Source organism: Phytobacter sp. (genome assembly GCF_059074235.1).
The window spans coordinates 260,790-287,048 of record NZ_JCACPZ010000008.1 but is presented as its reverse complement, the minus strand read 5'-3'; the positions used below and the strand labels follow the sequence as shown (position 1 = coordinate 287,048).

At 54.4% G+C, this 26,259-nt stretch carries 26 protein-coding genes; 23 read left to right on the top strand and 3 right to left on the bottom strand.

Annotated features, from left to right (window positions below; genetic code table 11):
- The first annotated feature begins 31 nt into the window (after nt 1-31).
- Genes aroC through AC5JPW_RS19190 form a run of 5 tightly spaced genes read left to right on the top strand, consistent with a single transcriptional unit; the run spans nt 32 to nt 3,587 of the window.
- Nucleotides 32-1,117: a chorismate synthase gene (gene aroC, locus AC5JPW_RS19210; RefSeq protein WP_494242715.1), complete on the top strand. Its 1,086-nt coding sequence runs from the start codon at nt 32-34 to the stop codon at nt 1,115-1,117.
- A 3-nt stretch (nt 1,118-1,120) separates the two neighbouring features.
- The gene (mepA, locus tag AC5JPW_RS19205) at nt 1,121-1,942 is read left to right on the top strand and encodes a penicillin-insensitive murein endopeptidase (RefSeq protein ID WP_494242714.1); all 822 of its coding nucleotides are present in this window, start codon (nt 1,121-1,123) and stop codon (nt 1,940-1,942) included.
- Nucleotides 1,942-2,754: a sulfite exporter TauE/SafE family protein gene (locus AC5JPW_RS19200; protein WP_494242713.1), complete on the top strand. Its 813-nt coding sequence runs from the start codon at nt 1,942-1,944 to the stop codon at nt 2,752-2,754. Before mepA ends, AC5JPW_RS19200 begins: the two co-directional genes overlap by 1 nt.
- Nucleotides 2,751-3,299 (top strand): elongation factor P hydroxylase, encoded by a 549-nt coding sequence (locus tag AC5JPW_RS19195; RefSeq protein WP_494242712.1) that lies wholly within the window; start codon nt 2,751-2,753, stop codon nt 3,297-3,299. Before AC5JPW_RS19200 ends, AC5JPW_RS19195 begins: the two co-directional genes overlap by 4 nt.
- 9 nt (nt 3,300-3,308) lie before the next feature.
- The gene (locus AC5JPW_RS19190) at nt 3,309-3,587 is read left to right on the top strand and encodes a YfcL family protein (RefSeq protein WP_494242711.1); all 279 of its coding nucleotides are present in this window, start codon (nt 3,309-3,311) and stop codon (nt 3,585-3,587) included.
- A gap of 47 nt (nt 3,588-3,634) precedes the next feature.
- Here AC5JPW_RS19190 and mnmC read toward each other — a convergent pair whose 3' ends face one another.
- Nucleotides 3,635-5,635, bottom strand: a complete 2,001-nt coding sequence (gene mnmC, locus AC5JPW_RS19185; protein ID WP_494242710.1) for a bifunctional tRNA (5-methylaminomethyl-2-thiouridine)(34)-methyltransferase MnmC2/FAD-dependent 5-carboxymethylaminomethyl-2-thiouridine(34) oxidoreductase MnmC1 — start codon at nt 5,633-5,635, stop codon at nt 3,635-3,637.
- A gap of 158 nt (nt 5,636-5,793) precedes the next feature.
- Between mnmC and fabB the strand changes: the two genes are divergently transcribed.
- The 3 genes from fabB to AC5JPW_RS19170 all read left to right on the top strand — a co-directional run bounded on the left by fabB (nt 5,794) and on the right by AC5JPW_RS19170 (nt 10,066).
- Nucleotides 5,794-7,008 (top strand): beta-ketoacyl-ACP synthase I, encoded by a 1,215-nt coding sequence (gene fabB / locus AC5JPW_RS19180; protein ID WP_494242709.1) that lies wholly within the window; start codon nt 5,794-5,796, stop codon nt 7,006-7,008.
- Between the two features lie 219 nt (nt 7,009-7,227).
- Complete coding sequence (locus AC5JPW_RS19175) at nt 7,228-8,400, top strand: MFS transporter (RefSeq protein WP_494242708.1); 1,173 nt, start codon at nt 7,228-7,230, stop codon at nt 8,398-8,400.
- 235 nt (nt 8,401-8,635) lie between these two features.
- Nucleotides 8,636-10,066: a 6-phospho-beta-glucosidase gene (locus tag AC5JPW_RS19170; RefSeq protein WP_494242707.1), complete on the top strand. Its 1,431-nt coding sequence runs from the start codon at nt 8,636-8,638 to the stop codon at nt 10,064-10,066.
- A 32-nt stretch (nt 10,067-10,098) separates the two neighbouring features.
- On the opposite strand, the gene flk is transcribed toward AC5JPW_RS19170, so the two are convergent.
- Nucleotides 10,099-11,106, bottom strand: a complete 1,008-nt coding sequence (gene flk / locus AC5JPW_RS19165) for a flagella biosynthesis regulator Flk (RefSeq protein WP_494243876.1) — start codon at nt 11,104-11,106, stop codon at nt 10,099-10,101.
- 113 nt (nt 11,107-11,219) lie between these two features.
- Here flk and pdxB point away from each other — a divergent pair, with 113 nt between their 5' ends.
- The 15 genes from pdxB to hisP all read left to right on the top strand — a co-directional run bounded on the left by pdxB (nt 11,220) and on the right by hisP (nt 25,273).
- Nucleotides 11,220-12,356, top strand: coding sequence for a 4-phosphoerythronate dehydrogenase PdxB (gene pdxB / locus AC5JPW_RS19160; RefSeq protein WP_494242706.1), 1,137 nt, complete (start codon nt 11,220-11,222; stop codon nt 12,354-12,356).
- 64 nt (nt 12,357-12,420) lie between these two features.
- On the top strand, nt 12,421-13,434 hold the full coding sequence (locus AC5JPW_RS19155; RefSeq protein WP_494242705.1) for an aspartate-semialdehyde dehydrogenase: 1,014 nt from the start codon (nt 12,421-12,423) through the stop codon (nt 13,432-13,434).
- Nucleotides 13,434-14,246, top strand: a complete 813-nt coding sequence (truA, locus tag AC5JPW_RS19150; protein ID WP_494242704.1) for a tRNA pseudouridine(38-40) synthase TruA — start codon at nt 13,434-13,436, stop codon at nt 14,244-14,246. Before AC5JPW_RS19155 ends, truA begins: the two co-directional genes overlap by 1 nt.
- Before the next feature lie 26 nt (nt 14,247-14,272).
- Nucleotides 14,273-14,932 carry a DedA family protein gene (locus AC5JPW_RS19145; protein ID WP_494242703.1) on the top strand — a complete coding sequence of 220 codons (660 nt, stop codon included), beginning with the start codon at nt 14,273-14,275 and terminating at the stop codon, nt 14,930-14,932.
- 103 nt (nt 14,933-15,035) lie between these two features.
- Nucleotides 15,036-15,950, top strand: coding sequence for an acetyl-CoA carboxylase, carboxyltransferase subunit beta (gene accD / locus AC5JPW_RS19140; RefSeq protein ID WP_494242702.1), 915 nt, complete (start codon nt 15,036-15,038; stop codon nt 15,948-15,950).
- Between the two features lie 72 nt (nt 15,951-16,022).
- Nucleotides 16,023-17,291 (top strand): bifunctional tetrahydrofolate synthase/dihydrofolate synthase, encoded by a 1,269-nt coding sequence (folC, locus tag AC5JPW_RS19135; RefSeq protein ID WP_494242701.1) that lies wholly within the window; start codon nt 16,023-16,025, stop codon nt 17,289-17,291.
- Complete coding sequence (gene dedD / locus AC5JPW_RS19130; protein ID WP_494242700.1) at nt 17,281-17,961, top strand: cell division protein DedD; 681 nt, start codon at nt 17,281-17,283, stop codon at nt 17,959-17,961. The genes folC and dedD overlap by 11 nt, the downstream gene beginning before the upstream one ends.
- Before the next feature lie 236 nt (nt 17,962-18,197).
- Nucleotides 18,198-18,686 carry a colicin V production protein gene (gene cvpA / locus AC5JPW_RS19125; RefSeq protein WP_494242699.1) on the top strand — a complete coding sequence of 163 codons (489 nt, stop codon included), beginning with the start codon at nt 18,198-18,200 and terminating at the stop codon, nt 18,684-18,686.
- Nucleotides 18,687-18,719: 33 nt separating this feature from the next.
- A complete protein-coding gene (purF, locus tag AC5JPW_RS19120; protein ID WP_494242698.1) occupies nt 18,720-20,237 on the top strand; it encodes an amidophosphoribosyltransferase in 1,518 nt (505 codons plus the stop codon).
- 103 nt (nt 20,238-20,340) lie between these two features.
- On the top strand, nt 20,341-20,922 hold the full coding sequence (locus AC5JPW_RS19115) for a UbiX family flavin prenyltransferase (protein ID WP_494242697.1): 582 nt from the start codon (nt 20,341-20,343) through the stop codon (nt 20,920-20,922).
- A gap of 268 nt (nt 20,923-21,190) precedes the next feature.
- A complete protein-coding gene (argT, locus tag AC5JPW_RS19110; RefSeq protein ID WP_494242696.1) occupies nt 21,191-21,973 on the top strand; it encodes a lysine/arginine/ornithine ABC transporter substrate-binding protein ArgT in 783 nt (260 codons plus the stop codon).
- Nucleotides 21,974-22,225: 252 nt separating this feature from the next.
- Nucleotides 22,226-23,008, top strand: coding sequence for a histidine ABC transporter substrate-binding protein HisJ (hisJ, locus tag AC5JPW_RS19105; protein ID WP_494242695.1), 783 nt, complete (start codon nt 22,226-22,228; stop codon nt 23,006-23,008).
- Between the two features lie 84 nt (nt 23,009-23,092).
- Nucleotides 23,093-23,779, top strand: coding sequence for a histidine ABC transporter permease HisQ (locus AC5JPW_RS19100; RefSeq protein ID WP_494242694.1), 687 nt, complete (start codon nt 23,093-23,095; stop codon nt 23,777-23,779).
- Entirely contained in the window at nt 23,776-24,492 is a 717-nt protein-coding gene (locus AC5JPW_RS19095; protein WP_494242693.1) for an ABC transporter permease, read from the top strand. The genes AC5JPW_RS19100 and AC5JPW_RS19095 overlap by 4 nt, the downstream gene beginning before the upstream one ends.
- 7 nt (nt 24,493-24,499) lie before the next feature.
- Nucleotides 24,500-25,273 (top strand): histidine ABC transporter ATP-binding protein HisP, encoded by a 774-nt coding sequence (gene hisP / locus AC5JPW_RS19090; RefSeq protein ID WP_494242692.1) that lies wholly within the window; start codon nt 24,500-24,502, stop codon nt 25,271-25,273.
- A gap of 31 nt (nt 25,274-25,304) precedes the next feature.
- Here the strand turns inward: hisP and AC5JPW_RS19085 are convergent, their stop codons facing one another.
- Nucleotides 25,305-26,252 carry a sugar-binding transcriptional regulator gene (locus tag AC5JPW_RS19085; RefSeq protein WP_494243874.1) on the bottom strand — a complete coding sequence of 316 codons (948 nt, stop codon included), beginning with the start codon at nt 26,250-26,252 and terminating at the stop codon, nt 25,305-25,307.
- Between the last annotated feature and the right edge of the window lie 7 nt (nt 26,253-26,259).

Here is a 26,259-nt window from a genome sequence, read left to right as displayed (position 1 = left end):
TCAACAACAACATCAAAATAACGGAGCCGTGATGGCAGGAAATACAATTGGACAACTGTTTCGCGTCACCACCTTCGGCGAATCCCACGGCATCGCGCTGGGCTGTATCGTCGACGGTGTGCCGCCGGGCATCCCACTGACCGAAGCCGACCTTCAGCACGATCTGGATCGTCGCCGTCCAGGCACCTCTCGCTACACCACGCAGCGTCGCGAGCCGGACCAGGTCAAAATTCTCTCCGGCGTATTTGAAGGCGTGACGACCGGTACCAGCATCGGCCTGTTGATCGAAAATACCGATCAGCGTTCGCAGGATTACAGCGCTATTAAAGACGTGTTCCGTCCTGGTCATGCTGATTACACCTACGAACAGAAATATGGTCTGCGTGACTATCGTGGCGGCGGTCGTTCCTCCGCACGCGAAACCGCGATGCGCGTGGCGGCCGGTGCGATTGCCAAGAAATTCCTTGCCCACAAATTCGGCATTGTGATCCGTGGTTGTCTGACTCAGATGGGCGATATTCCACTGGAGATCAAAGACTGGGACCTGGTTGAACAGAACCCGTTCTTCTGCCCGGATCCGGACAAGATTGACGCGCTGGATGAACTGATGCGTGGCCTGAAGAAAGAGGGCGACTCTATCGGTGCGAAACTGACCGTTGTGGCCGATGGCGTACCGGCAGGGCTGGGTGAACCGGTGTTTGACCGCCTGGATGCCGATATCGCACATGCCATGATGAGCATCAATGCGGTAAAAGGTGTCGAGATTGGTGACGGCTTTGGCGTGGTCAACCTGCGCGGCAGCCAGAATCGTGATGAAATTACGCAAGACGGTTTTCAGAGCAACCATGCGGGCGGCATTCTGGGCGGCATCAGCAGTGGGCAGCAAATCGTTGCCAATATTGCGCTGAAACCGACCTCCAGCATTACCGTGCCGGGTCGCACCATTAACCGTTTTGGCGAAGAAGTCGAGATGATAACCAAAGGTCGCCATGATCCTTGCGTTGGCATCCGTGCGGTTCCGATTGCCGAAGCGATGCTCGCTATCGTCCTGATGGATCACTTTATGCGCCAGCGTGCGCAAAATGGCGATGTGACGACCACAATTCCTCGCTGGTAAACGATGAAGAAAATAGCCCTCGCACTGCTGGCGCTTGCCGCCAGCATGGCCTGCCAGGCGGCAACGCCCTGGCAGAAGATTACCCATCCCGTCACCGGCACGCCGCAGTCTATTGGTGCCTTTTCCAATGGTTGCATTGTGGGTGCTCACGAACTGCCGTTGCAGTCGGACACTTATCAGGTGATGCGCACCGATCAGCGCCGTTATTTCGGCCACCCGGACCTGATTCTGTTTATTCAGCGTCTCGGCAACCAGGTACATAATCTGGGGCTGGGTACGATGCTGATTGGCGATATGGGAATGCCTGCGGGAGGGCGTTTTAACGGTGGCCACGCCAGCCACCAGTCGGGTCTCGACGTGGATATCTTTTTGCAACTGCCGAAAGCTCGCTGGTCGTCGGCGCAGTTGCTAAAACCGCAGGCGCTGGACTTAGTCTCCCGCAGCGGCAAATCCGTGGTACCTGCGCTTTGGAAACCCGAAATCAGCAGCATGATCAAACTGGCGGCGAAGGATAACGACGTCACGCGTATTTTCGTTAATCCGGCTATCAAACAGCAGCTCTGCCTGGATGCAGGAACGGATCGCGACTGGCTGCGTAAAGTGCGCCCATGGTTCCAGCATCGTGCCCACATGCACGTGCGTCTGCGCTGCCCGGCGGATAGCCTGGAGTGTGAAGATCAGGCGCCACCGCCAGCAGGCGATGGCTGCGGTGCGGAACTGCAAAGCTGGTTTGAACCTGCTAAACCGTCAACGACGCCGGAGAAAACCACGCCGCCGCCGTTGCCCCCTTCCTGTCAGGCACTACTGGACGAACACGTATTGTAATGGACACTTTCCTGCAATTATTTATGGTATCGCCGCTGATGCTGGCGGTACTTTTTTTCGTGGCTTTACTGGCCGGTTTTATTGATGCCCTCGCGGGTGGCGGCGGTCTGCTGACCGTACCCGCGCTGCTGGCGGCGGGCATGACCCCTGCGCAGGCGCTGGCAACCAACAAGCTTCAGGCCTGCGGTGGCTCGTTCTCATCAATGATCTACTTTGTGCGCCGCAAGGTCGTTAGCCTGGCCGATCAGAAACTCAATATTCTGATGACCTTTATTGGTTCCACCAGCGGCGCTTTGCTGGTGCAGTACGTGAAATCAGATGTGTTGCGCCAGATCCTGCCGATTCTCGTTATCTGCATTGGTCTCTATTTTCTGCTGATGCCAAAACTGGGTGAAGAGGACCGTCAGCGTCGTCTGCATGGTCTGCCGTTTGCGCTTGTAGCAGGCGGGTGTGTCGGTTTTTATGATGGATTCTTTGGTCCGGGTGCCGGATCGTTTTACGCGCTGGCGTTTGTGACGCTTGCCGGGTTTAACCTGGCGAAGTCGACGGCACACGCCAAAGTGCTGAATGCCACCTCCAATTTGGGTGGATTGCTGCTGTTTATTATTGGCGGCAAGGTTATCTGGGCTACCGGGTTTGTGATGCTCATCGGGCAGTTCCTTGGTGCGCGCATGGGTTCCCGACTGGTGCTCAGTAAAGGGCAAAAACTCATTCGTCCGATGATTGTGATTGTCTCAGCGGTGATGAGTGCAAAATTACTTTTTGATAGCCACGGGCAGGAGATTCTCCAGTTTCTGGGGATGGGTGCATGAATACAACACATAACTACGAACAACTGATTACACTTTTCGACGGCTGCTTTGCCGACGAGTTTAATACCCGCCTGATTAAAGGCGATGACGAACCTGTTTATCTGCCAGCGGATGCGGACGTGCCTTATAACCGCATCGTGTTTGCACACGGCTATTATGCCAGTGCTCTGCACGAGATTTCCCACTGGTGCATTGCCGGAAAAGCCCGTCGCGAACTGGTCGATTTTGGTTACTGGTACTGCCCGGACGGGCGCGATGCGCAAACCCAGTGCCAGTTTGAAGATGTTGAAGTGAAACCCCAGGCGTTTGACTGGTTGTTCTGCGTGGCGGCGGGTTATCCGTTTAACGTCAGCTGCGACAACCTGGAAGGGGATTTCGAGCCTGACCGTATTGTTTTCCAGCGCCGCGTGCATGCGCAGGTGATGGAATATCTTGAAAAGGGCATTCCTGAACGTCCGGCGCGCTTTATTAAAGCGCTGCAAAATTATTACCACACGCCTGAATTCACGGCGGAACACTTCCCGTGGCCGGAAGATCTTAACTGAGGAAAGAAGATGATCGCAGAATTTGAAACACGCATCCTGGCGTTAATTGATGACATGGTTGAATACGCCAGTGACGATGAGCTGTTTGCGGGCGGTTATCTGCGCGGTCACCTGACGCTGGCCGTGGCTGACCTGGAAAGCGGTGACGATCACTCCGCGCAGGCGTTGCACAACCGTGTCACCGTGAGTCTGGAAAAAGCCATTCAGGCAGGCGAGCTGTCTCCGCCGGATCAGGCGCTGGTGCTGGGCATGTGGGACACTCTGTTCCAGAAAGCGCAGGCAAACTGACGCTGTGTTGTTGCCCTCTCCCGCTGGGAAAGGGCAACAAGTTGCGCTTACTTCACCAACCTGCCTTTCAGCAATTTCCGCACCCATAACCGATTAGGATTCATGGCCGCCAGCGTCTCACGGTCTAACGGCAATGGCTCTTCGCTCATCTGTGACGCCAGCAACTCGGCCGCCAGCGGTGCGCTGCACAGACCTCTCGAACCCAATGCGCCAATGATAAACAGTCCCGGGTAAACCGGCGCGCTGATAGCTTTATCCTGCTGCTCCATTAAATCAGCATAGTCCCGCAGGGTAGCGTCATAATCTGCCACGTTGCCGACCAGTGGCAGATGGTCGCGGGTGGCACAACGTACGCCACAACGCGCATCACCATCGCTCACATCCACTTCAGTTGCCCACTGAGCCTGCGGAAAACAGTTAATCAGGCGCTGGCGATTACTCTGCTGATCTTCATCGCTATAGACGATGTCCCGCTGGCCGCGATGGTAGCTTGCGCCAATGCAGTGGTGCTGATTGTTCGGATTCTGCGGTGTCAGGTAGCCGTCGTAGCAAAGCACCTGACGCAGTTGACTGAGGGCAGGGGTGGTCGGGATATGGCTGACCTGCCCACCGACTGGGTAGACCGGCAGCTTTTCCGTTTGCGTGAAATCGCTGACCTTATGGCCGTTCGCCAGTACCACGCTTTCATGCGTGCGCGTTGTGCCATCCTGCAGTTTCAACTGCCAGCTATGGCCCTCTTGTTCCAGACTTTCAACGTCGTGACGATAGTGAATCTGCAAACCCTGCTGTTGGGCGAGTAACAGCGCTGCCGCCGTTAATTCTGCCGGACACAGCCAGCCGCCTGCCGGGTAGTGAATACCGCCGCACTGGGTCTCGACGCCCGACATCTGTAATACCTGTTCGGCATCAACGGCATGGGCGATGGCCTGCGGCAAATCCAGCGACAGCATCTGGGCAATTTTGTGCTGACTTTTTTCGTCATAACCCAGTTGGGTTACGCCGCACCAGTCGTGGTCGAAAGTAACGGGAAGCGCATCATACAGGCGGCGGGCGAAGGTGAAGGCCGCCGGGAAGAACTGACTTAATGCCGGATCGTGTGCACTCAACAACGGATAAAGTGCCCCCTGGCGATTACCAGACGCCCCCTGGGCAGGTGCTTCATCAGCACAATAGAGCGTAACCTGCCAGCCGCGTCGCAGCAGGGCCAGCGAGAGCAATGCACTGGCAACGCCGCCGCCAACGATAGCGACTTCACGTTTCTCTGTTCCACTGCGGGCAAACCAGGGGGTACGCGGGACGGGAGCCGTATTATTTTCCATCACGCCGGTGAGCATTTCACGTTTACGCCCAAAGCCTTTGCTTTTTTGCATGGTGAAGCCCGCGTCCTGCAACCCGCGGCGAACAAATCCCGCAGAGGTGAACGTCGCCAGCGTACCGCCGGGACGGGCCAGACGGGCCATGGCCGCAAACAGTGTCGGCGTCCACATATCCGGGTTTTTCGCCGGAGCAAAACCGTCAAGGAACCAGGCGTCCACCTGCTGATTCAGAGAGTCGTCGAGCTTATCGGTCAGTTCATTGATGTCCCCAAACCACAAATCGAGCGTGACACGACCTTCATCCAGCAGCAGACGATGGCAGCCTGCGAGGGGCAGGGGCCACTGTGCCTGTAACTGCGTGGCCCAGGGGGCAAGTTCAGGCCAGTGCTGGTGCGAGAGTACGAGATCGGCCTGGGTTAAGGGGAATTTTTCGAAACTGATGAAATGTAATCTTTCCAGGGTAGCCTGCGGGTGCGCCGCGCGGAAGGCATCAAAAGCCTGCCAGAGCGTCAGAAAGTTAAGTCCGGTGCCGAAACCGCTCTCCGCCACGATAAACAGCGGGCGCTGATGGTCGGGAAAGCGGGTGGCTAATGCATTGCCGCCGAGAAACACGTAGCGGGTTTCTTCCAGCCCGTTATCGTTAGAGAAATAGACGTCATCAAAATCTCGGGAAACAGGTGTACCCTCAGCGTTGAACTCGAGGTTGGCAGATTGTATAGCGGTATGTTTCACGTAAGTTACTCGTCGGACAGGCAGTGGCACGATCTTAACGATGCAGGCCGTCAGGCGCAAATTTACCCATAAATTGTCTGATCGGACTTGTTCGGCGTACAAGTGTACGCTATCTTGCGACTCGAAACTTAAATTAGTGCGACTTACAGGGGTATTGAATGAAACGTGCAGTGATTACTGGCTTGGGCATTGTTTCCAGCATCGGTAACAACCAGCAGGAAGTCCTGGCATCTCTGCGTGAAGGACGCTCAGGGATCACTTTCTCCCAGGAGTTTCTTGACTCCGGTATGCGTAGCCACGTGTGGGGCAATGTAAAACTGGACACCACCGGTCTTATCGATCGCAAAGTGGTCCGTTTCATGAACGACGCCTCCATTTATGCTTTCCTCTCCATGCAGGAAGCCATTGCTGATGCTGGCCTGACTGCAGAGGTTTACCAGAATAATCCACGCGTGGGCCTGATTGCAGGTTCCGGCGGCTCCTCCAAGGCGCAGGTCTTTGGTGCAGATGCCATGCGTAGCCCGCGCGGACTGAAAGCAGTCGGTCCTTACGTTGTGACCAAAGCGATGGGCTCAGCGGTTTCCGCGTGCCTCGCAACGCCGTTCAAAATCCACGGTGTTAACTATTCCATCTCTTCCGCCTGTGCGACTTCCGCACACTGTATCGGTAACGCGGTAGAGCAGATTCAACTGGGCAAACAGGACATCGTATTTGCTGGTGGCGGCGAAGAGCTGGGCTGGGAAATGGCCTGTGAGTTCGACGCGATGGGCGCACTGTCCACCAAATACAACGAAACCCCGGAAAAAGCATCCCGTACTTATGATGCACACCGTGATGGCTTCATCATCGCAGGCGGCGGCGGTATGGTTGTGGTTGAAGAGCTGGAACATGCTCTGGCGCGTGGTGCGCACATCTACGCTGAAATCGTCGGCTACGGTGCAACCTCTGATGGTGCAGACATGGTCGCGCCGTCAGGTGAAGGTGCAGCGCGTTGCATGAAGATGGCAATGCACGGTGTGGACACACCGATCGATTACCTGAACTCCCACGGTACCTCTACGCCAGTCGGTGACGTGAAAGAGCTGGGTGCGATTCGCGAAGTGTTCGGCGACAATAGCCCGGCTATCTCTGCAACCAAAGCGATGACCGGTCACTCTCTGGGTGCGGCTGGTGTGCAGGAAGCGATCTACTCTCTGCTGATGCTGGAACACGGCTTTATCGCGCCAAGCATCAACATTGATGAGCTGGATGCGCAGGCAGAAGGTCTGAACATTGTGACTGAGCCGACTGACCGTCAGCTGACCACCGTGATGTCCAACAGCTTCGGCTTCGGCGGTACCAACGCCACACTGGTAATGCGTAAGCTCCAGTAACTGTTTGATTCACGAAGAAGGGAGCCGTCTGGCTCCCTTTTTTTATGCCTCTTATTTGCCATTGACAACGTCGCTACCAGGCAGGCAAACTCCCTGCGCAACATTATCACCCTCTGATAATGCGTAAGCGTTTAACGTTATCCAACGCACCTTAATCCTGGACCTCAGGTAGAGGGGGCGTGGCTATTCCTCGCCTTACTCTGCGGTATGGAGTAATGCATGTCTGTTGACACTCAATCTGTTTCATCCTCACCCAACGTCTCGTTGTTTCGTCTTGCCTGCGCGGTGTTTTTGACCTACATGACCGTCGGCTTGCCTTTACCGGTTATTCCACTTTTCGTGCACAGTGAACTGGGCTACGGCAACACCCTGGTGGGCGTGGCGGTGGGCATTCAGTTTCTGGCGACCGTATTAACCCGTGGCTATGCCGGGCGACTGGCGGATCAGCACGGTGCCAAACGTTCGACGATACAAGGCATGTTCGCCTGTGCGCTGGCAGGTGGTGCCTGGTTGCTCGCTGCGCTATTGCCTGTCGAGCCGATGGCAAAATTTGGTTTGCTGATCGTAGGCCGCTTGATTCTGGGCTTTGGTGAAAGCCAGCTTCTGACCGGGACACTCACCTGGGGGATGGGCCTTGTTGGGCCGACTCGCTCCGGTAAAGTGATGTCCTGGAACGGCATGGCAATTTACGGCGCGCTGGCGGTAGGCGCCCCGCTGGGGCTGCTCATACATAGCCGGTTGGGTTTTGCCTGGCTTGCGCTGATCACCATGGCGTTGCCGATACTCGCATTGGCCTTTAATGCGGGCGTGAGAAAAACGCCGCCTCATTCGGGTAAGCGCCCGTCACTCTGGAGTGTGGTTGGACTTATCTGGCAGCCAGGCCTGGGGTTAGCGTTACAGGGCGTCGGGTTTGCGGTAATTGGCACGTTTGTCTCGCTCTATTTTGTCAGCAAAGGCTGGTCAATGGCGGGCTTCACGCTGACGGCGTTTGGCGGCACTTTTGTGATGATGCGTCTCTTCTTCGGCTGGATGCCAGACCGTTTTGGCGGTGTACGGGTTGCCGTTGTTTCGTTATTTATTGAGACTGCCGGCCTTCTTCTGCTCTGGCAGGCGCCGGTTGCCAGTGTTGCTCTGATCGGGGCGGCACTGACCGGATGCGGTTGTTCACTTATCTTCCCGGCACTGGGCGTTGAAGTGGTGAAACGTGTGCCGCCGCAGGTACGTGGGACGGCTCTGGGGGGATATGCGGCGTTTCAGGACATTGCCTATGGGGTGACCGGGCCGTTGACCGGACTTCTGGCGACCTCTTTGGGTTATCCTTCCGTGTTTCTCGCGGCGGCTATTTCTGCCGTTGTCGGGATTTTACTGACCTTAATTGCATTTAGAAAATAAACGTAAATATGGCCCTCGTCATTCGAGGGTCATATTATTTGCACATTAATATGCTGCCTAATTTAAAGAAATACGCGCCAGGGCACAGAAAAAACATCACGTTTTATTGATGTAACATATTCCATTGATATAATTTTTTGCATCGTTTCTATTCAATTTAAGGGCTGTTATAGTCGATTAAATACGCTATTTACTGTCTTATTCTGATACCACAATTGAGAGAAAGGAGAGATGCATGGCAGGATTTAAAGCGGATTTTCTGTGGGGTGGTGCGGTAGCTGCACATCAACTTGAAGGTGGCTGGAAAGAGGGCGGAAAGGGCATTAGCGTGGCGGATGTGATGACTGCCGGTGCTCATGGTGTGCCCCGTGAAATTACCAATGGCGTCCTTCCTGGTAAAAATTATCCGAACCATGAAGCGATTGATTTTTACCATCGCTATACCGGTGATATTAAGCTCTTCGCCGAAATGGGCTTTAAATGTTTTCGTACTTCGATTGCCTGGACGCGTATTTTCCCGAAAGGTGATGAACTGGAACCGAATGAAGCGGGATTACAGTTCTATGACGATCTCTTTGATGAATGCCTGAAATATAATATTGAACCGGTTATTACCCTTTCGCACTTTGAAATGCCTTATCACCTGGTCACCGAATACGGCGGCTGGCGTAACCGCAAATTAATTGAATTCTTTGTCCGCTTTGCCAACGTTGTTTTCACCCGTTATAAAACCAAGGTGAAGTACTGGATGACGTTTAACGAAATTAATAACCAGGCGAATTATCACGAGGATTTTGCCCCCTTCACTAACTCTGGCCTGAAATACGAAGAGGGCGAAAATCGCGAGCCGGTGATGTATCAGGCTGCTCACTATGAGCTGGTGGCAAGCGCCCTGGCAGTAGAAGCGGGTCATGCCATTAATCCTGATTTCCAGATTGGCTGCATGATCGCCATGTGCCCGATTTACCCGCTAACCTGCGACCCGGATGACATGATGATGTCCGTCGCCGCGATGCACCGCCGCTACTGGTTTACCGATGTGCATGTCCGTGGTTATTACCCGCGGCATATCCTTAACTATTTCGAGCGTAAAGGTTTTGACCTCGACATTACCGCTGAGGATCTGCAGATCCTGAAACGGGGTTGTGTGGATTACATCGGTTTCAGCTATTACATGTCGTTTGCCACCAAAGCGACTGCCGATAACCCGCAACTGGATTACGACGAAACCAAAAGCCTGGTTAAAAACCCGTACGTGAAAGCCTCGGACTGGGGATGGCAAATTGACCCGGTGGGCCTGCGTTACTCCCTGAACTATTTCTACGATCTGTATCAGTTGCCGCTGTTTATCGTTGAGAACGGCTTTGGTGCTATCGATCAGAAAGAGAGCGACGGCTCGGTGAACGATCAGTACCGTATCGAATACATGCAAAATCACCTGCGTGAGATGAAAAAAGCCGTCGTGGAAGATGGTGTGGATTTGATGGGTTACACCCCGTGGGGCTGTATCGACCTGGTGTCAGCAGGCACCGGGGAGATGAAAAAACGCTACGGCTTTATCTACGTTGATAAAGACAATGAAGGTAACGGAACGCTTGAGCGTAGCCGCAAGAAATCCTTCGGCTGGTACAAAGAAACCATCAAGAATAACGGTAGCGATTTGTAAGAAGACATCCCCTCTACCCGGAGGGGATTTTTTTAGATAACAATCCAGATAATCGCGAAGGCGACCAGCAGGGCCACGAACAGCAGGCCGGGACGAGCGGAAAGGTTCTTCACGCTCTCCATGATCGGCGCAAACAGCGGGCTGTAGATCGGCTGAATATCGCGTGCTTCCAGAGGGCCTTGCGAACGCTCAGCGCGACGCAGGAAGACCTGATTGAGAATATCCTGCACCTGGGCGGTGGTCAGCACCGTTTGCGGCGTCACCTGCCAGTTCTGGCGGGCGTAATCATTCATGTTTTGCCATTCGGTGTCATCCAGCGGCTGCTTGAGCGCAGCTTGTACCGTATGCAGCGTGGGCGAGGTTTGCAGGCTTAACGTTTGACGTGCCTGTAGCCAGGTCATCAGTGGCGCAAAGTGCTTCGCCGGGATAAGTTCGCCACTTTTCACCCCGGACAGTTCCATCATCGACTGCCAGATAAGCTTGCCGGATTCGCCTGTCGCCGCGGCCAGTTTGGTGACGGCCTGGTTAAGCGAATTGTGTTCCACTGGCAGGAGCGGGCGGTCAGTCGCCGGGCGTTGCAGGGGCTGTGGAATCGCCATCTGGTTGTTTTGCAGCAGCGTCAGCACCGTTTTCAGTTGCTGCGGCGTGAGCTGGCTTAATGCAGTCTGGCCAAATTCCTGCCGAATAAAATCGCTGACAGCCTGGCGGTTATTTCCCTGACTAAGCAGTTCGGTAAGTTGTGAAACCACCTGACGCGTTGTGTGGTTTTGCGTTGCGGTTTCCAGGCGCAGATTGAGATTCTGCTCTGCAGCCGGAAAATGGCGCGACTGCAACGGGGCGTCATTTTTCAGACCCAGATCGTGCTTCACGCCAGCCCAGACCTCGGCGCTTTGCTGTTGCGTCAGTGCCATCAGGCGCGTAATCAAGCGTTCCAGCACGGTACGCTGAATAGTGGAGAGCGGCTGCTCGCCAGCCACGCTGGTGGTCGGTGTCGGGTCTTGCCCGGGAGGGCGCGCGGGCGCTCCCTGAATGGGTTGCATCATGGAAATCCTCTGGGTCTCGCAAGTCGTGACGCGGCATTGCGGGTATGCCTGGCGGCGAGATTATGGCACACTTGATGGCTGAATTCCCGTACTCAAACAGGTCCTGTAACGTGAAAATCCTTGTTGATGAAAATATGCCTTATGCCAGCGATTTATTCCGTCGCCTGGGCGAGGTAAAGGCTGTGCCGGGGCGTCCAATTCCGGTTGCTGAACTGGCTGATGCCGATGCGCTGATGGTGCGCTCGGTCACAAAAGTCAACGACGCGCTGCTCAAGGACACGGCCATCAAATTTGTCGGTACGGCAACCGCCGGAACCGATCATGTTGATGAATCCTGGTTACAGCAGGCCGGGATTGCGTTTTCTGCCGCACCGGGCTGTAACGCGATTGCGGTGGTGGAGTATGTCTTCTCCTCGCTGCTCATGCTGGCCGAGCGTGATGGCTTTGCACTGCGTGACCGCACCGTGGGTATTGTCGGCGTGGGGAATGTTGGCAGTCGCCTGCAGGCGCGCCTGGAAGCCTGGGGCGTACGCACGCTGCTGTGCGATCCGCCACGCGCTGACCGGGGAGACGAAGGGGATTTCCGCGCGCTGGACGCGTTGGTTCGTGAAGCAGATGTACTCACCTTCCACACGCCGCTGTTCAAAGACGGACCCTATAAAAGTTTACACCTGGCCGATGAAGCGCTGATTCAGCGTCTGAAGCCGGGCACTATCCTCATCAATGCCTGTCGCGGACCGGTTGTCGATAACGCCGCGCTGCTGCGCCGCCTTGAGGCGGGTCAGGAACTGAATGTGGTGCTGGATGTCTGGGAGCCAGAGCCGGATCTCAACGTGGCTCTGCTTGAAAAGGCCGACATTGGCACCGCGCACATTGCGGGTTATACCCTCGAAGGGAAAGCGCGTGGCACCACCCAGGTGTTCGAGGCATTCAGCGAGTTTATTGGTCAGCGTCAGCAGGTCTCGCTGTCGACGCTTCTGCCTGCCCCGGAATTTGGTCGCATCACCCTGCACGGCCCACTCGATCAGTCTGCTCTGAAAAGACTGATTCATTTGGTGTATGATGTGCGTCGCGACGATGCGCTGCTGCGAAAAGTAGCAGGCGTGCCGGGTGAGTTCGATAAGCTGCGTAAAAATTATCTTGAGCGTCGGGAGTGGTCATCGCTGTTTGTACAGTGTGACGATGCCAGTGCCGCCGAACTTCTGCAAAAACTGGGTTTCAACGCGGTTCATCAACCAGCCCGTTAATGTCTTCTTAATGCTGCCTGCCGGATAATCTGGCAGGCACGCTTTTTTTCTGGAGTAAATCACCATGTCTGAAGGCTGGAATATTGCCGTCCTGGGTGCCACCGGTGCCGTAGGCGAAGCCTTATTTGAAACGCTGTCCACCCGTGAGTTCCCGGTTGGCGAACTTTATGCGCTGGCGCGCAACGAAAGCGCGGGCGAATCACTGCGTTACAACGGAAAAACCGTGCGTGTTGAAGATGTGGCTCAGTTCGACTGGACGCAGGCACAACTGGCGTTTTTTGTCGCCGGTGCGCAGGCTTCAGCCGATTACATTGAAGAAGCCACCAACGCCGGGTGTCTGGTCATCGATGCCAGCGGCCTGTTTGCGCTGGAGCCGGACGTTCCGCTGGTGGTGCCAGACGTCAACCCGTTTGTCCTGAGCGATTACCGCAACCGAAATATCATTGCCGTGCCGGACGCCCTGACCAGCCAGTTGCTGACAGCGCTGAAACCGTTGATTGACGACGGCGGCCTGTCGCGTATTTCGGTGACGAACCTGCTGTCTGTTTCAGCACAGGGAAAACAAGCGGTCGATGCGCTGGCCGGGCAAAGTGCCAAGCTGTTGAATGGTATTCCTGTTGATGAAGAGGATTTCTTCGGTCGTCAGTTAGCTTTCAACATGCTGCCCATGCTGCCGGATCGCGAAGGCGTCGTGCCGGTAGACCGTCGCCTGGTCGATCAGGTACGTAAAATTCTGCAGGACGAAGGGCTGATGATTTCAGCCAACAGCGTGCGTGCCCCGGTGTTCTACGGTCATGCTCAGATGGTGAACTTCGAAGCGATGCGCCCGTTGGCGGCAGAAGAAGCCCGTGATGCGTTTGGCCGCAGCGAAGACATTGCACTGTCAGAAGAAGGTGACTTCCCGACGCAGGTGGCTGATGCTTCAGGCAGTGCGCACTTGTCCGTGGGTTGTGTGCGTAACGACTACGGCATGCCGGAGCAGATTCAGTTCTGGTCCGTTGCCGATAACGTCCGCTTTGGCGGTGCGCTGATGTCGGTCAAAATCGCCGAAAAACTGATTCAGGAGTATCTGTACTGATGTCCGACGTTGTGGAAAAGCCGTTGCTGAAAATCGCACTGGGCATCGAATACGACGGCAGTAAGTACTACGGTTGGCAGCGTCAGCAGGAAGTGCGCAGCGTTCAGGAAAAGCTGGAGAAAGCGCTCTCTCAGGTGGCGAATGAGCCTATTGGCGTGTTTTGCGCCGGGCGTACCGACGCCGGGGTGCATGCGACAGGGCAGGTGGTACACTTTGAAACCACCGCCGAGCGTAAAGATGCGGCCTGGACGTTAGGTGTAAATGCGAATTTACCTGGAGACATCGCGGTTCGTTGGGTGAAACATGTCCCGGATGAGTTTCACGCCCGGTTCAGCGCCACGGCGCGCCGGTACCGCTATGTCATCTACAATCATCGTCTGCGCCCGGCGGTACTGGGCAATGGGGTGACGCACTACCATCTGCCGCTGGATGCTGAACGTATGCAGCGTGCGGCGCAATGTTTACTCGGTGAAAATGATTTCACCTCGTTTCGTGCAGTGCAGTGCCAGTCGCGTACGCCCTGGCGCTTTATGATGCACATTCAGGTGCAACGTTATGGCGCTTACGTCGTGGTCGACATCAAAGCAAACGCCTTTGTACACCATATGGTCAGGAATATCGTCGGTAGCCTGCTGGAAGTGGGCGCCGGTAACCAGCCGGAGAGTTGGATAGCAGAGCTACTGGCAGCTAAGGACAGAACGCTGGCAGCCGCAACGGCAAAAGCAGAAGGGTTGTATCTCGTCGCTGTGGATTACCCACCGCGTTTCGACCTACCTGCATTGCCAATGGGTCCGTTGTTCCTCGCGGACTAGTCGCAATCAACCAAGGCATAGGCAATATGGACGTAATACGCTTTCTTATTGATTTCATCCTGCATATCGATGTGCACCTGGCGGAGCTGGTGGCACAGTACGGCATTTGGGTTTACGCCATTCTGTTCGTGATTCTGTTTTGCGAAACAGGGCTGGTGGTCACGCCGTTTTTACCCGGTGATTCTCTGCTGTTTGTGGCCGGGGCGCTGGCATCGCTTGCGACCAACGACCTCAATGTTCACGTCATGGTGTTACTGATGCTGATCGCCGCCATCGTCGGTGATGCGGTGAACTACACCATTGGACGGCTGTTTGGCGACAAGTTATTTAGTAACCCGAACTCGAAAATTTTCCGTCGTGCTTATCTTGATAAAACGCATCAGTTTTATGAGAAACACGGTGGGAAGACGATTATTCTGGCGCGTTTTGTGCCGATCGTGCGTACATTTGCGCCGTTCGTTGCTGGGATGGGGCATATGTCCTATCGTCATTTCGCCCTGTTTAACGTCGTAGGCGCGTTCCTGTGGGTGCTGCTGTTTACTTATGCCGGTTACTTCTTTGGTACACTGCCGGTGGTGCAGGAAAATCTTAAGTTGCTGATTGTCGCGATTATCGTGGTGTCTATACTTCCTGGTGTGATTGAGGTTATTCGTCACCGCCGGGCAGCGGCACGGCAGGCAAAATAAGACCTCATCGGCGGTTCGACCACTTTTTTATCCCAAGTTTCGAACTGTTATGTTTTAATGTGCCCCATTTATGGGCTACCAGGTTCATGCATAAAGGTTATCAATGAGCTGGATTGAACGAATCAAAAGCAATATTACCCCCACCCGCAAGGCGAGCATCCCTGAAGGTGTGTGGACGAAATGCGACAGCTGCGGCCAGGTACTTTACCGTGCCGAGCTGGAGCGTAACCTTGAGGTCTGCCCGAAGTGTGACCACCACATGCGTATGACAGCGCGTAATCGCCTGCATAGCTTGATGGACGAAGGTTCAATGGTGGAACTGGGTAGCGAACTCGAGCCAAAAGATGTGCTCAAGTTCCGTGACTCCAAGAAGTACAAAGACCGACTGGCGAGCGCGCAAAAAGAGACAGGCGAGAAAGATGCGCTGGTGGTGATGAAAGGTACGCTGCATGGCATGCCGGTTGTTGCTGCGGCATTTGAATTCGCCTTTATGGGTGGTTCCATGGGTTCTGTTGTCGGCGCGCGTTTTGTCCGTGCTGTTGAACAGGCGCTGGAAGATAACTGCCCGCTGATCTGCTTCTCCGCTTCCGGCGGTGCGCGTATGCAGGAAGCTCTGATGTCTCTGATGCAGATGGCGAAAACCTCTGCGGCACTGGCAAAAATGCAGGAGCGCGGTCTGCCGTACATCTCCGTGCTGACCGACCCGACCATGGGCGGTGTTTCTGCAAGCTTTGCTATGTTGGGTGACCTCAACATTGCTGAGCCGAAAGCATTGATTGGTTTTGCCGGTCCGCGTGTTATTGAGCAGACCGTACGTGAAAAACTGCCGCCGGGCTTCCAGCGCAGTGAGTTCCTGATTGAGAAGGGCGCGATCGACATGATCGTTCGCCGTGCAGAAATGCGCTTTAAGCTGGCAAGCGTGCTGGCGAAGCTGACCAATCAGCCCGCACCGAATCCGGACGCACCGCGTGAGAGCGTGGTGGTGCCACCGGTGCCGGATCAGGAAGCCGAAGCCTGATAATACCGAAGGGCAGTGCCATCGCGGCGCTGCCCTTTTGCTTTTACATCGTCAAAAAAACCTACGGGCATCATGGAAATTAAACGCAATTTGCAAGCCACGTCGCCCCTGGCCGCGTGGCTTTCTTATCTGGAAAACCTGCACAGTAAAACCATCGATCTGGGCCTTGAGCGCGTCAGTCAGGTTGCAGCGCGTCTTGATGTGTTGCGCCCGGCACCGTTTGTCTTCACCGTTGCAGGAACTAACGGCAAAGGCACCACCTGTCGCACGCTGGAATCTATTCTGCTTGCCGCAGGATTTAAGGTAGGCGTTTACAGTTCACCTCACCTGGTGCGCTATACCGAGCGTGTGCGCATTCAGAATGCTGAACTGGTGGAAAGTGAGCACACCCGAGCTTTTGCTGAAATCGAAGCGGTACGCGGTGAAACATCCTTAACCTATTTTGAGTACGGCACGCTATCGGCGCTGTGGCTGTTTAAGCAGGCTCAGGTGGATGTGGTGATTCTTGAAGTGGGTCTCGGTGGACGTCTGGATGCCACTAACCTGGTGGATGCTGATGTGGCGGTCGTAACCAGCATCGCGCTGGATCACACCGACTGGCTCGGGCCGGATCGCGAAAGTATTGGCCGCGAAAAAGCGGGCGTGTTCCGTGGTGGCAAACCGGCAGTGGTCGGTGAAAGTGACATGCCGCAGACCATTGCGGATGTGGCGAACGAGAAGGGCGCGCAGCTGATGCGTCGCGGCGTGGACTGGCAGTATGAAGTGCAGGGCGACAGCTGGTGCTTTACCGATGCCCACGGCACGTTAAGTGAATTACCGCTGCCTCAGGTACCGCAACCCAACGCGGCCACCGCGCTGGCGGCACTCCGCGCCAGTGGTCTGACGGTGAGCGAAGAGGCTATTCGTGATGGCATTGCCAGCGCGATTTTGCCTGGTCGTTTCCAGATTGTGCGCGAGAACCCGCGCCTGATTCTGGATGTGGCGCATAATCCTCATGCTGCCGCTTATCTGGCGGGACGCCTGAGTGCAGAGCCGAAAAAAGGGCGCGTTCTGGCGGTCATTGGTATGCTGCATGATAAAGACATCGCCGGGACGCTTGCCTGTCTGGAGCCGGTAGTCGATAGCTGGTATTGTGCCCCTCTGGAAGGGCCGCGTGGGGCAACCGCGCAGCAGCTGATTGCACATCTGCCTGCGGGCAAAGATTATCCGGATGTTGCGACGGCCTGGCATGCGGCAATGGCGGAATCAAACGCCGAAGATACCGTGCTGGTGTGTGGGTCATTCCACACGGTGGCACATGTCATGGAAGCGATGGATGCGGGGAGAACCGGTGGCGAGTAAGTTTCAGAACCGTTTGATGGGCACCATTGTGCTGGTGGCACTCGGGGTGATTATTCTTCCCGGTCTGCTGGACGGGCAGAAAAAGCATTATCAGGATGAGTTTGCCGCGATCCCGCTGGTGCCAAAACCGGGCGATCGCGATGAGCCAGACATGATGCCTGCTGCCACGCAGGCGCTGCCGGCACAGCCGCCGGAAGGGGCTGCCGAAGAGGTACGGGCGGGGGATGCCGAAGCGCCGTCGCTGGACACCACGCGTCAGGCCACCAGCAGTAACATAAGCCCGCAAGTCACAACCCCAGCCCGTACCGAGCAGCCTAAACCTGTTGAGAAATCGCAGCCGAAGCCGCAGCCGCAAAAACCGGTTGAGCAGGTGGCTACAACGCCGCCGCCGGCAGAGCAACCTGCTGCTGATAAACCTGTTCCGACCGGGAAAGCCTGGGTGGTTCAGCTTGGTGCGCTGAAGAACGCCGATAAGGTTACGGAGATTGTTGGCAAATTGCGTGGTGCGGGTTATCGCGTTTATACGTCGCCGACGACGCCAGTCCCGGGTAAAATAACCCGCATTCTTGTGGGGCCGGATGCGTCGAAAGACAAACTGAAAGGTTCGCTGGATGAGCTGAAGCAGATCTCAGGTCTTAACGGCGTGGTGATGAACTATAGCGCGAACTAGTGTGCGGTTTGTTCCCCCTCACCCCGGCCCTAACCCTCAAGGGAGAGGGTGAGGGGCGATGTAAATCTACGACACTAAAAAACACGCCCGAAGAGGCTAAAGAACCGATGGCGTTGAATGTTTTTTCAGCGCCATTTTTATTTACGCGCGGGAAGGAAATCCCTACGCAAACGTTTTCTTTTTCTGTTAGAATTCGCCCCGAACTGGACGACAGGGCGTTTAATCGTGGGACACATATGGTCTGGATTGATTACGCCATCATCGCGGTGATTGGTTTTTCCTGTCTGGTTAGCCTGATCCGTGGCTTTGTTCGTGAAGCGTTATCGCTGGTGACATGGGGTTGTGCTTTCTTTGTTGCCAGTCATTACTACACTTACCTGTCAGTCTGGTTCACGGGCTTTGAAGATGAACTGGTTCGCAACGGAATCGCCATTGCGGCGTTGTTCATTGCGACACTGATCGTTGGCGCTATCGTTAACTACGTGATAGGTCAACTTGTGGAAAAAACCGGCCTGTCGGGCACAGACAGGGTGTTGGGGATCTGCTTTGGCGCGCTACGTGGCGTGCTGATCGTCGCCGCCATTCTGTTCTTCCTTGATACCTTTACGGGCTTGTCGAAAAGTGACGACTGGCAGAAGTCGCAGTTTATCCCGCAATTCAGTTTCATCATCAGATGGTTCTTTGACTATCTGCAAAGTTCGTCGAGTTTCTTGCCCAGGGTTTAGCTCTGAGATGTGGCTTAACGAGGAAAAAGACGTATGTGCGGTATTGTCGGAATCGCCGGTTTTATGCCGGTCAACCAGTCGATTTATGACGCGTTATCGGTGCTTCAGCACCGTGGCCAGGATGCTGCTGGCATCATTACTATTGATGCGAATAATTGTTTCCGTCTGCGTAAAGCAAATGGTCTGGTCAACGATGTTTTCGAAGCCCGCCATATGCAGCGTCTGCAGGGAAACATGGGTATCGGTCATGTGCGTTATCCGACTGCAGGGAGTTCCAGTGCGTCTGAGGCACAGCCTTTTTACGTCAACTCCCCTTACGGCATCACACTTGCCCACAACGGCAACCTGACGAATGCCCATGAGCTGCGCACCAAACTGTTTGAAGAAAAGCGCCGCCACATCAACACCACTTCTGATTCTGAAATCCTGCTCAACATTTTCGCCAGCGAGCTGGACAACTTCCGCCATTATCCGCTGGAAGCAGACAATGTGTTTGCGGCCATTGCGGCAACCAATCGCCAGATTCGCGGGGCGTATGCCTGCATCGCGATGATCATTGGCCACGGTATGGTAGGTTTCCGCGACCCGAACGGTATTCGCCCGCTGGTGCTGGGCAAACGTGAACTGGGTGACGGGCGTACCGAATATATGATGGCCTCTGAAAGCGTGGCCCTTGATACGCTGGGCTTCGAATTCCTGCGCGATGTCGCCCCAGGTGAAGCGGTGTATGTGACCGAGAAAGGTCAGCTGTTTACCCGCCAGTGCGCGGATAATCCGGTTTCCAACCCATGCCTGTTCGAGTACGTCTATTTTGCCCGTCCGGACTCTTTCATCGATAAAATCTCCGTTTACAGCGCACGCGTTAATATGGGTACGAAACTGGGCGAGAAAATTGCGCGTGAATGGGAAGATCTGGACATCGATGTGGTTATCCCCATCCCGGAAACCTCCTGCGATATCGCGCTGGAAATGGCACGCATCTTAGGTAAACCGTACCGCCAGGGTTTTGTGAAAAACCGTTATGTTGGCCGTACCTTCATCATGCCGGGTCAGCAGCTGCGCCGTAAATCTGTGCGCCGTAAGCTGAACGCTAACCGTGCCGAGTTCCGCGGTAAGAACGTACTGCTGGTGGATGACTCCATCGTGCGTGGCACCACCTCTGAGCAGATTATCGAGATGGCCCGCGAAGCCGGGGCGAAAAAAGTGTACCTCGCCTCTGCGGCGCCGGAAATTCGCTTCCCGAACGTCTACGGTATTGACATGCCGACCGCCAACGAGCTCATTGCTCACGGGCGTGAAGTGGACGAAATCCGCCAGATCATCGGTGCTGATGCATTGATCTTCCAGGACCTGAACGATCTGATCGACGCTGTACGCGCTGAAAACCCGGATATTCAACAGTTCGAATGTTCGGTGTTTAACGGTGTATATGTCACCAAAGACGTTGACCAGCAGTACCTCGATTATCTCGATTCCCTGCGTAATGATGATGCGAAAGCCGTGCAGCTTCAGAACGAAGTGGAAAACTTAGAGATGCACAACGAAGGGTAATCCCGCTTGCCAGCGCTCTCTCCGCCAGGAGAGGGCGCTCATCAGTTGCAACTCCTGCCATATTCCGGCAAAGTCTGCCTCAGTGTGAACAAAGGCGACAGTTATGAAACGACTCATTGTGGGGATCTCGGGTGCCAGTGGCGCAATCTACGGCGTACGCTTGTTGCAGGTATTGCGCGACGTAGCTGAGGTGGAAACCCATCTGGTGATGAGTCCTGCCGCGAGGCAGACCCTCTCTCTTGAAACATCCTTTGCTCTGCGTGACGTTCAGGCGCTGGCCGACGTGGTGCATGACGTGCGTGATATTGCTGCCAGCATCTCTTCTGGTTCGTTCAAAACCGCCGGCATGGTGATTTTGCCTTGTTCCATTAAAACCCTCTCCGGCATTGTGAATAGCTACACCGATAGCCTGCTCACCCGTGCGGCTGATGTGGTGCTCAAAGAGCGTCGTCCACTCGTGCTCTGTGTGCGTGAAACGCCACTGCATCTGGGCCATTTGCGATTGATGACCCAGGCGGCAGAATTTGGCGCAGTCATCATGCCGCCGGTGCCGGCGTTTTACCACAATCCGCAAAGCCTGGATGATGTGATTAACCAGACCGTCAATCGGGTGCTGGACCAGTTTGATATCGAACTGCCGCAGGATCTCTTCACCCGCTGGCAGGGTGGTAATGACGCAAAATAGTGCGTCGCCTCTTTCCGTGCCCTTTTTTAGGGCGTTTTTGTAAGCGTGATCATATCCTCAACATTTAATCCCTTTTTTCCCCTGTTAACACTCTGGTTCGTTCGGCTGACCTGCTATCTTTCACCATTAAGTGACTTTGCAACGTTTCATTAACAAATTTAACGCTAATGATTTTTCGCGCCGCGAAACTGGCATAAGACGTGCAAGGAAACTGTCAGTAACACAACACAACGCACGATAATAAAATCAGAACACTTGAGGGTAATGTATGAAGAAGACGGTTATTGCTCTGTCTTTACTGCTGGGTCTGTCTGCAGTATCCAGCGTTTACGCAGCACTTCCCCAGACAGTACGTATTGGTACGGATGCAACCTACGCACCTTTCTCCTCTAAAGATGCGAAAGGGGATTTCGTCGGTTTTGATATCGATCTGGGTAATGAGATGTGTACCCGTATCAAGATCAAATGTACCTGGGTGGGCAGCGATTTTGACGCCCTGATCCCGTCCCTGAAAGCGAAGAAAATTGACGCCATCATCTCTTCTCTTTCCATCACCGAGAAGCGTCAGCAGGAGATTGCTTTCTCCGTTCCGCTGTACGCCGCTAACTCCCGTCTGATTGCCGTCAAAGGTTCGCCAATTCAGCCAACGCTTGAGTCGCTGAAGGGTAAACATGTGGGTGTGCTGCAGGGTTCTACCCAGGAATCTTATGGTAACGACGTATGGCGTGCTAAAGGCATCGATGTGGTGGCCTATCAGAACCAGGATCTGATCTATTCAGATCTGGCGGCAGGTCGTCTTGATGCTGCATTCCAGGACGAAGTGGCGGCCAGCGAAGGCTTCCTGAAGCAACCTGCGGGTAAAGACTTTGCCTTTGCGGGCCCGTCTGTGAAAGACAAAAAATACTTTGGCGACGGCACAGGTATCGGTCTGCGTAAAGACGATACCGAGTTGAAAGCAGCCTTCGATAAAGCATTTGATGAGATGCGTAAAGACGGTACCTACGACAAACTCGCTAAAAAATACTTCGACTTTAACGTCTACGGCGATTAAAACCGTCTGCCTGGTATAAGCGTGATGCGCCATTTTGGTCCGCCAGAGTGGTGCATCAATGTGGGTGATGTTTCATGACAGTGCATTGGTTGCACTAAAATGGCGCATCACTGCATAATTAAGCATTAACGATGCAAAAAAAGCCGTCTGGCGGGCAGAATGCTTTGCCTTGCCGTGCCATATGATGGCACGATAGCGACACCGTATTCTTCTAATAAATCCCTTAGGAAAGACAGTCTGTTGAGGATATTTATGAAAAAATTGGTGTTATCACTTTCTCTGGTGCTCGCTATCTCCAGCGCTTCCGGCGCATTCGCAGCTATTCCACAAAAAATTCGTATCGGTACCGATCCGACTTATGCCCCCTTCGAATCGAAGAATTCACAAGGGGAATTGGTCGGTTTTGATATCGATTTGGCTAAAGAGCTGTGTCAACGCATTAAAACCCAGTGTGTATTCATCGAGAACCCGCTGGATGCACTGATTCCATCGCTCAAAGCAAAGAAAATTGACGCCATCATGTCGTCTCTTTCAATTACTGAAAAACGCCAGCAGGAAATTTCGTTCACCGACAAGCTGTACGCAGCGGATTCTCGCCTGGTGGTCGCCAAAAATGCTGACATTCAGCCGACTCTCGACTCGCTGAAAGGGAAACGTGTGGGTGTGCTGCAAGGCACGACGCAGGAAACCTACGGCAACGTGCACTGGGCGCCAAAAGGCATCGAAATCGTCTCTTATCAGGGCCAGGATAATATCTATTCTGACTTGACGGCAGGGCGTATTGATGCGGCATTCCAGGATGAAGTGGCTGCCAGCGAAGGCTTCCTGAAAACACCGGTTGGTAAAGACTACAAATTTGGCGGTCCGTCCGTGAAAGACGAGCAGCTGTTTGGCGTTGGTACCGGCATGGGCGTGCGTAAGGATGATAACGAGCTGCGTGAAGCGCTGAACAAAGCGTTTGCTGAAATGCGTGCCGACGGCACTTATGAAAAGCTGGCGAAAAAGTATTTTGATTTTGATGTTTATGGTGGTTAATTCCACGCATGTTTAACGTGCGACCCCTCCTGTTACGGGAGGGGAAGAGACACGGCAAACATGATACACGACAGGGCAAGCTGCATGCTGTACGGGTTTTCTCAAGTAATATTCCACGGTGCCATTGTCACGCTGGAGCTGGCTATCAGTTCGGTGGTACTGGCGGTGCTGATTGGTCTGGCGGGTGCGGGAGCCAAGCTCTCGAAAAATCGTCCGCTGGCGCTGATCTTTGAAGGCTACACCACACTCATTCGCGGCGTACCAGACCTGGTGCTGATGCTGCTGATTTTTTACGGATTGCAAATTGCGCTGAATACTCTGACTGACGCTGCGGGCATGGATCAGATTGATATCGATCCTATGGTAGCGGGTATTATTACGCTCGGTTTTATTTACGGCGCATATTTTACCGAAACCTTCCGTGGCGCGTTCATGGCCGTGCCGAAAGGGCACATCGAAGCGGCGACCGCTTTCGGCTTCACTAACAGCCAGACCTTCCGCCGTATTCTCTTCCCGGCAATGATGCGTTTCGCGCTACCCGGTATTGGCAATAACTGGCAGGTTATTCTTAAAGCCACGGCGCTAGTCTCTTTACTGGGTCTGGAAGATGTGGTGAAAGCCACCCAGCTTGCCGGGAAAAGTACCTGGGAACCGTTCTACTTCGCGATCGTGTGCGGTTTGATTTATCTGCTGTTTACCACTGTGTCCAATGGCGTACTGCTTCTTCTCGAACGTCGCTACTCCGTAGGTGTGAAGAGGGCTGACCTGTGATCGAGATTATTCAGGAGTACTGGAAATCGTTGTTGTGGACTGACGGCTATCGTTTCACCGGTGTCGCTATCACCCTGTGGCTGCTGATCTCCTCGGTGGTGATGGGCGGTGTCATGGCGGTGTTTCTGGCTATCGGGCGGGTCTCCAGCAATAAATACATTCAATTCCCTATCTGGCTATTCACCTATATTTTTCGTGGTACGCCGCTCTACGTACAGTTGCTGGTGTTCTATTCCGGCATGTATACCCTGGAAATCGTCAAGGGAACTGAGCTGCTGAACGCCTTTTTCCGTAGCGGCCTGAACTGTACGGTGCTGGCGCTGACGCTGAATACCTGTGCTTATACCACCGAGATTTTCGCCGGGGCGATTCGCTCGGTGCCGGCAGGGGAAATCGAAGCGGCGCGGGCGTATGGCTTCTCCTCAGTGAAGATGTATCGCTCGATTATTTTGCCGTCGGCGCTGCGTATTGCGTTGCCCGCTTACAGCAACGAAGTGATCCTGATGCTGCACTCCACGGCGCTGGCCTTTACTGCCACAGTGCCGGATTTGCTGAAAATTGCCCGCGACATTAACTCCGCCACCTATCAGCCGTTTACCGCGTTTGGTATCGCCGCGGTGTTATATTTGATTATCTCTTATGTGCTGATTAGCTTGTTCCGCAAGGCGGAAAAGCGCTGGTTGCAGCATATCAAACCTTCTTCGACGCACTGAGAACATCATGGCTGACAATAAATTAAACGTTATCGATTTGCATAAACGCTACGGCGAACATGAAGTGCTGAAAGGGGTGTCGCTGCAGGCCAACGCCGGGGATGTGATCAGCATTATCGGCTCGTCCGGTTCAGGTAAAAGTACCTTTCTGCGCTGCATTAACTTCCTCGAAAAACCGAGTGAAGGCACGCTTGTCGTCAACGGGGAGAACATCAACCTGGTGCGCGATAAAGACGGTCAGTTAAGGGTGGCGGACAAGCAGCAACTGCGTTCACTGCGCACCCGTCTGACTATGGTGTTCCAGCACTTCAATCTGTGGAGCCACATGACGGTACTGGAAAACGTCATGGAAGCGCCGATTCAGGTGTTGGGCCTGAGCAAGCAGGAAGCCCGTGATCGTGCGGTGAAGTATCTCGCGAAAGTTGGTATTGATGAGATGCAACAGGCGAAATACCCGGTGCACCTTTCCGGTGGTCAGCAGCAGCGTGTTTCTATTGCCCGTGCGCTGGCAATGGAGCCAGAAGTGCTGTTGTTCGATGAACCGACTTCTGCGCTGGACCCTGAGCTGGTGGGTGAAGTGCTTCGCATCATGCAGCAACTTGCAGAAGAGGGAAAAACGATGGTGGTGGTGACCCACGAAATGGGCTTTGCCCGTACCGTGTCCACCCACGTTATTTTCCTGCATCAGGGCAAAATTGAAGAAGAGGGCACGCCAGATGAGCTGTTCGGTAATCCGAAAAGCGCCCGTCTGCAGCAGTTCCTGAAAGGTTCTCTGAAGTAAGACTCAGGCTACCGGCGCTCGCCGGTAGCCGTTATTCTGCCAGCAGTTTCAGCGCCGTATCTTCGTCCGTCACGAGCCCGTTGACCCAACCGCCCACCAGGGCCGCACGAATAGCGGAAAATTTACGTTCACCCCCGGCAAATCCAACAACAGAACGCGCAATGTGGCTGCTCAATGGCACGCTGGTGAGCATCGCATCCAGTTCCGAATTCAGTCGCACCCCGTCGTGGTTAAAGAAATGCCCGAGCATCTCACCCGCCACATGTTGTTTTTCCAGGTCCTGCACCTGGGTGTCGGTAATAAACCCTTCGGTGTTTAACGGACAGCCCAGTTCCACTTCGCCAATGCCGAGGAAGGTCACATCGGCCCCTAATGCCCGGGCGGCAACACGTTGATAAATCTGATGCTGACACCAACTGGTTTTATCTTCCGGGCTGTCGGCATAGAGCGGTGCGGGGATGAAGTAATACTTGCCCTGCATCTTCTCCGCCATTTTCAGCGGCACATCATAACGGGTACCGGAATCATCCCGCGCTATAGCACCTATCATCGACACACACTGGTGCTGGGGGCGATCCTGCCAGGGCAGGGCATCAATGACCGAGCGCAACGTTTTACCCGAACCGACGCCAAAGACCTGTGGCTCGGTTTTATCGATAAACTGCGCCATTACCTCCGCACCTTCAACCGCCAGCATTTGCTGGATGGACTCATCTTCAAGGCCGGAAGAGGGAACCACGCGGCACAGAGTGAGTGCGTATTTCTCCTGAAGATCCCGCGCCAGCTTTAAGCAGCGTGTCACTGGATGACTGATGTTCACTGTCACCATTCCCATCTCCCGTGCACCAGAAATCAGCCGCTGCGCCACCTGGCGTGAAAGCCCAAGGGCTGCGGCAATATCCTGCTGTGTTAATCCGGCGACGTAATACATCCAGGCGGCACGGGCAGCGAGCTCTTGTTTTTTCTCTTCTTTGTTCATTAACGCA

Coding starts and splice junctions, on each gene's coding strand:
- aroC (WP_494242715.1), top strand. CDS start 32: ATGGCAGGAAATACAATTGGACAACTGTTTCGCGTCACCACCTTCGGC.
- mepA (WP_494242714.1), top strand. CDS start 1,121: ATGAAGAAAATAGCCCTCGCACTGCTGGCGCTTGCCGCCAGCATGGCC.
- AC5JPW_RS19200 (WP_494242713.1), top strand. CDS start 1,942: ATGGACACTTTCCTGCAATTATTTATGGTATCGCCGCTGATGCTGGCG.
- AC5JPW_RS19195 (WP_494242712.1), top strand. CDS start 2,751: ATGAATACAACACATAACTACGAACAACTGATTACACTTTTCGACGGC.
- AC5JPW_RS19190 (WP_494242711.1), top strand. CDS start 3,309: ATGATCGCAGAATTTGAAACACGCATCCTGGCGTTAATTGATGACATG.
- fabB (WP_494242709.1), top strand. CDS start 5,794: ATGAAACGTGCAGTGATTACTGGCTTGGGCATTGTTTCCAGCATCGGT.
- AC5JPW_RS19175 (WP_494242708.1), top strand. CDS start 7,228: ATGTCTGTTGACACTCAATCTGTTTCATCCTCACCCAACGTCTCGTTG.
- AC5JPW_RS19170 (WP_494242707.1), top strand. CDS start 8,636: ATGGCAGGATTTAAAGCGGATTTTCTGTGGGGTGGTGCGGTAGCTGCA.
- flk (WP_494243876.1), bottom strand. CDS start 11,106: ATGCAACCCATTCAGGGAGCGCCCGCGCGCCCTCCCGGGCAAGACCCG.
- AC5JPW_RS19155 (WP_494242705.1), top strand. CDS start 12,421: ATGTCTGAAGGCTGGAATATTGCCGTCCTGGGTGCCACCGGTGCCGTA.
- truA (WP_494242704.1), top strand. CDS start 13,434: ATGTCCGACGTTGTGGAAAAGCCGTTGCTGAAAATCGCACTGGGCATC.
- AC5JPW_RS19145 (WP_494242703.1), top strand. CDS start 14,273: ATGGACGTAATACGCTTTCTTATTGATTTCATCCTGCATATCGATGTG.
- accD (WP_494242702.1), top strand. CDS start 15,036: ATGAGCTGGATTGAACGAATCAAAAGCAATATTACCCCCACCCGCAAG.
- folC (WP_494242701.1), top strand. CDS start 16,023: ATGGAAATTAAACGCAATTTGCAAGCCACGTCGCCCCTGGCCGCGTGG.
- cvpA (WP_494242699.1), top strand. CDS start 18,198: ATGGTCTGGATTGATTACGCCATCATCGCGGTGATTGGTTTTTCCTGT.
- purF (WP_494242698.1), top strand. CDS start 18,720: ATGTGCGGTATTGTCGGAATCGCCGGTTTTATGCCGGTCAACCAGTCG.
- AC5JPW_RS19115 (WP_494242697.1), top strand. CDS start 20,341: ATGAAACGACTCATTGTGGGGATCTCGGGTGCCAGTGGCGCAATCTAC.
- argT (WP_494242696.1), top strand. CDS start 21,191: ATGAAGAAGACGGTTATTGCTCTGTCTTTACTGCTGGGTCTGTCTGCA.
- hisJ (WP_494242695.1), top strand. CDS start 22,226: ATGAAAAAATTGGTGTTATCACTTTCTCTGGTGCTCGCTATCTCCAGC.
- AC5JPW_RS19100 (WP_494242694.1), top strand. CDS start 23,093: ATGCTGTACGGGTTTTCTCAAGTAATATTCCACGGTGCCATTGTCACG.
- hisP (WP_494242692.1), top strand. CDS start 24,500: ATGGCTGACAATAAATTAAACGTTATCGATTTGCATAAACGCTACGGC.
- AC5JPW_RS19085 (WP_494243874.1), bottom strand. CDS start 26,252: ATGAACAAAGAAGAGAAAAAACAAGAGCTCGCTGCCCGTGCCGCCTGG.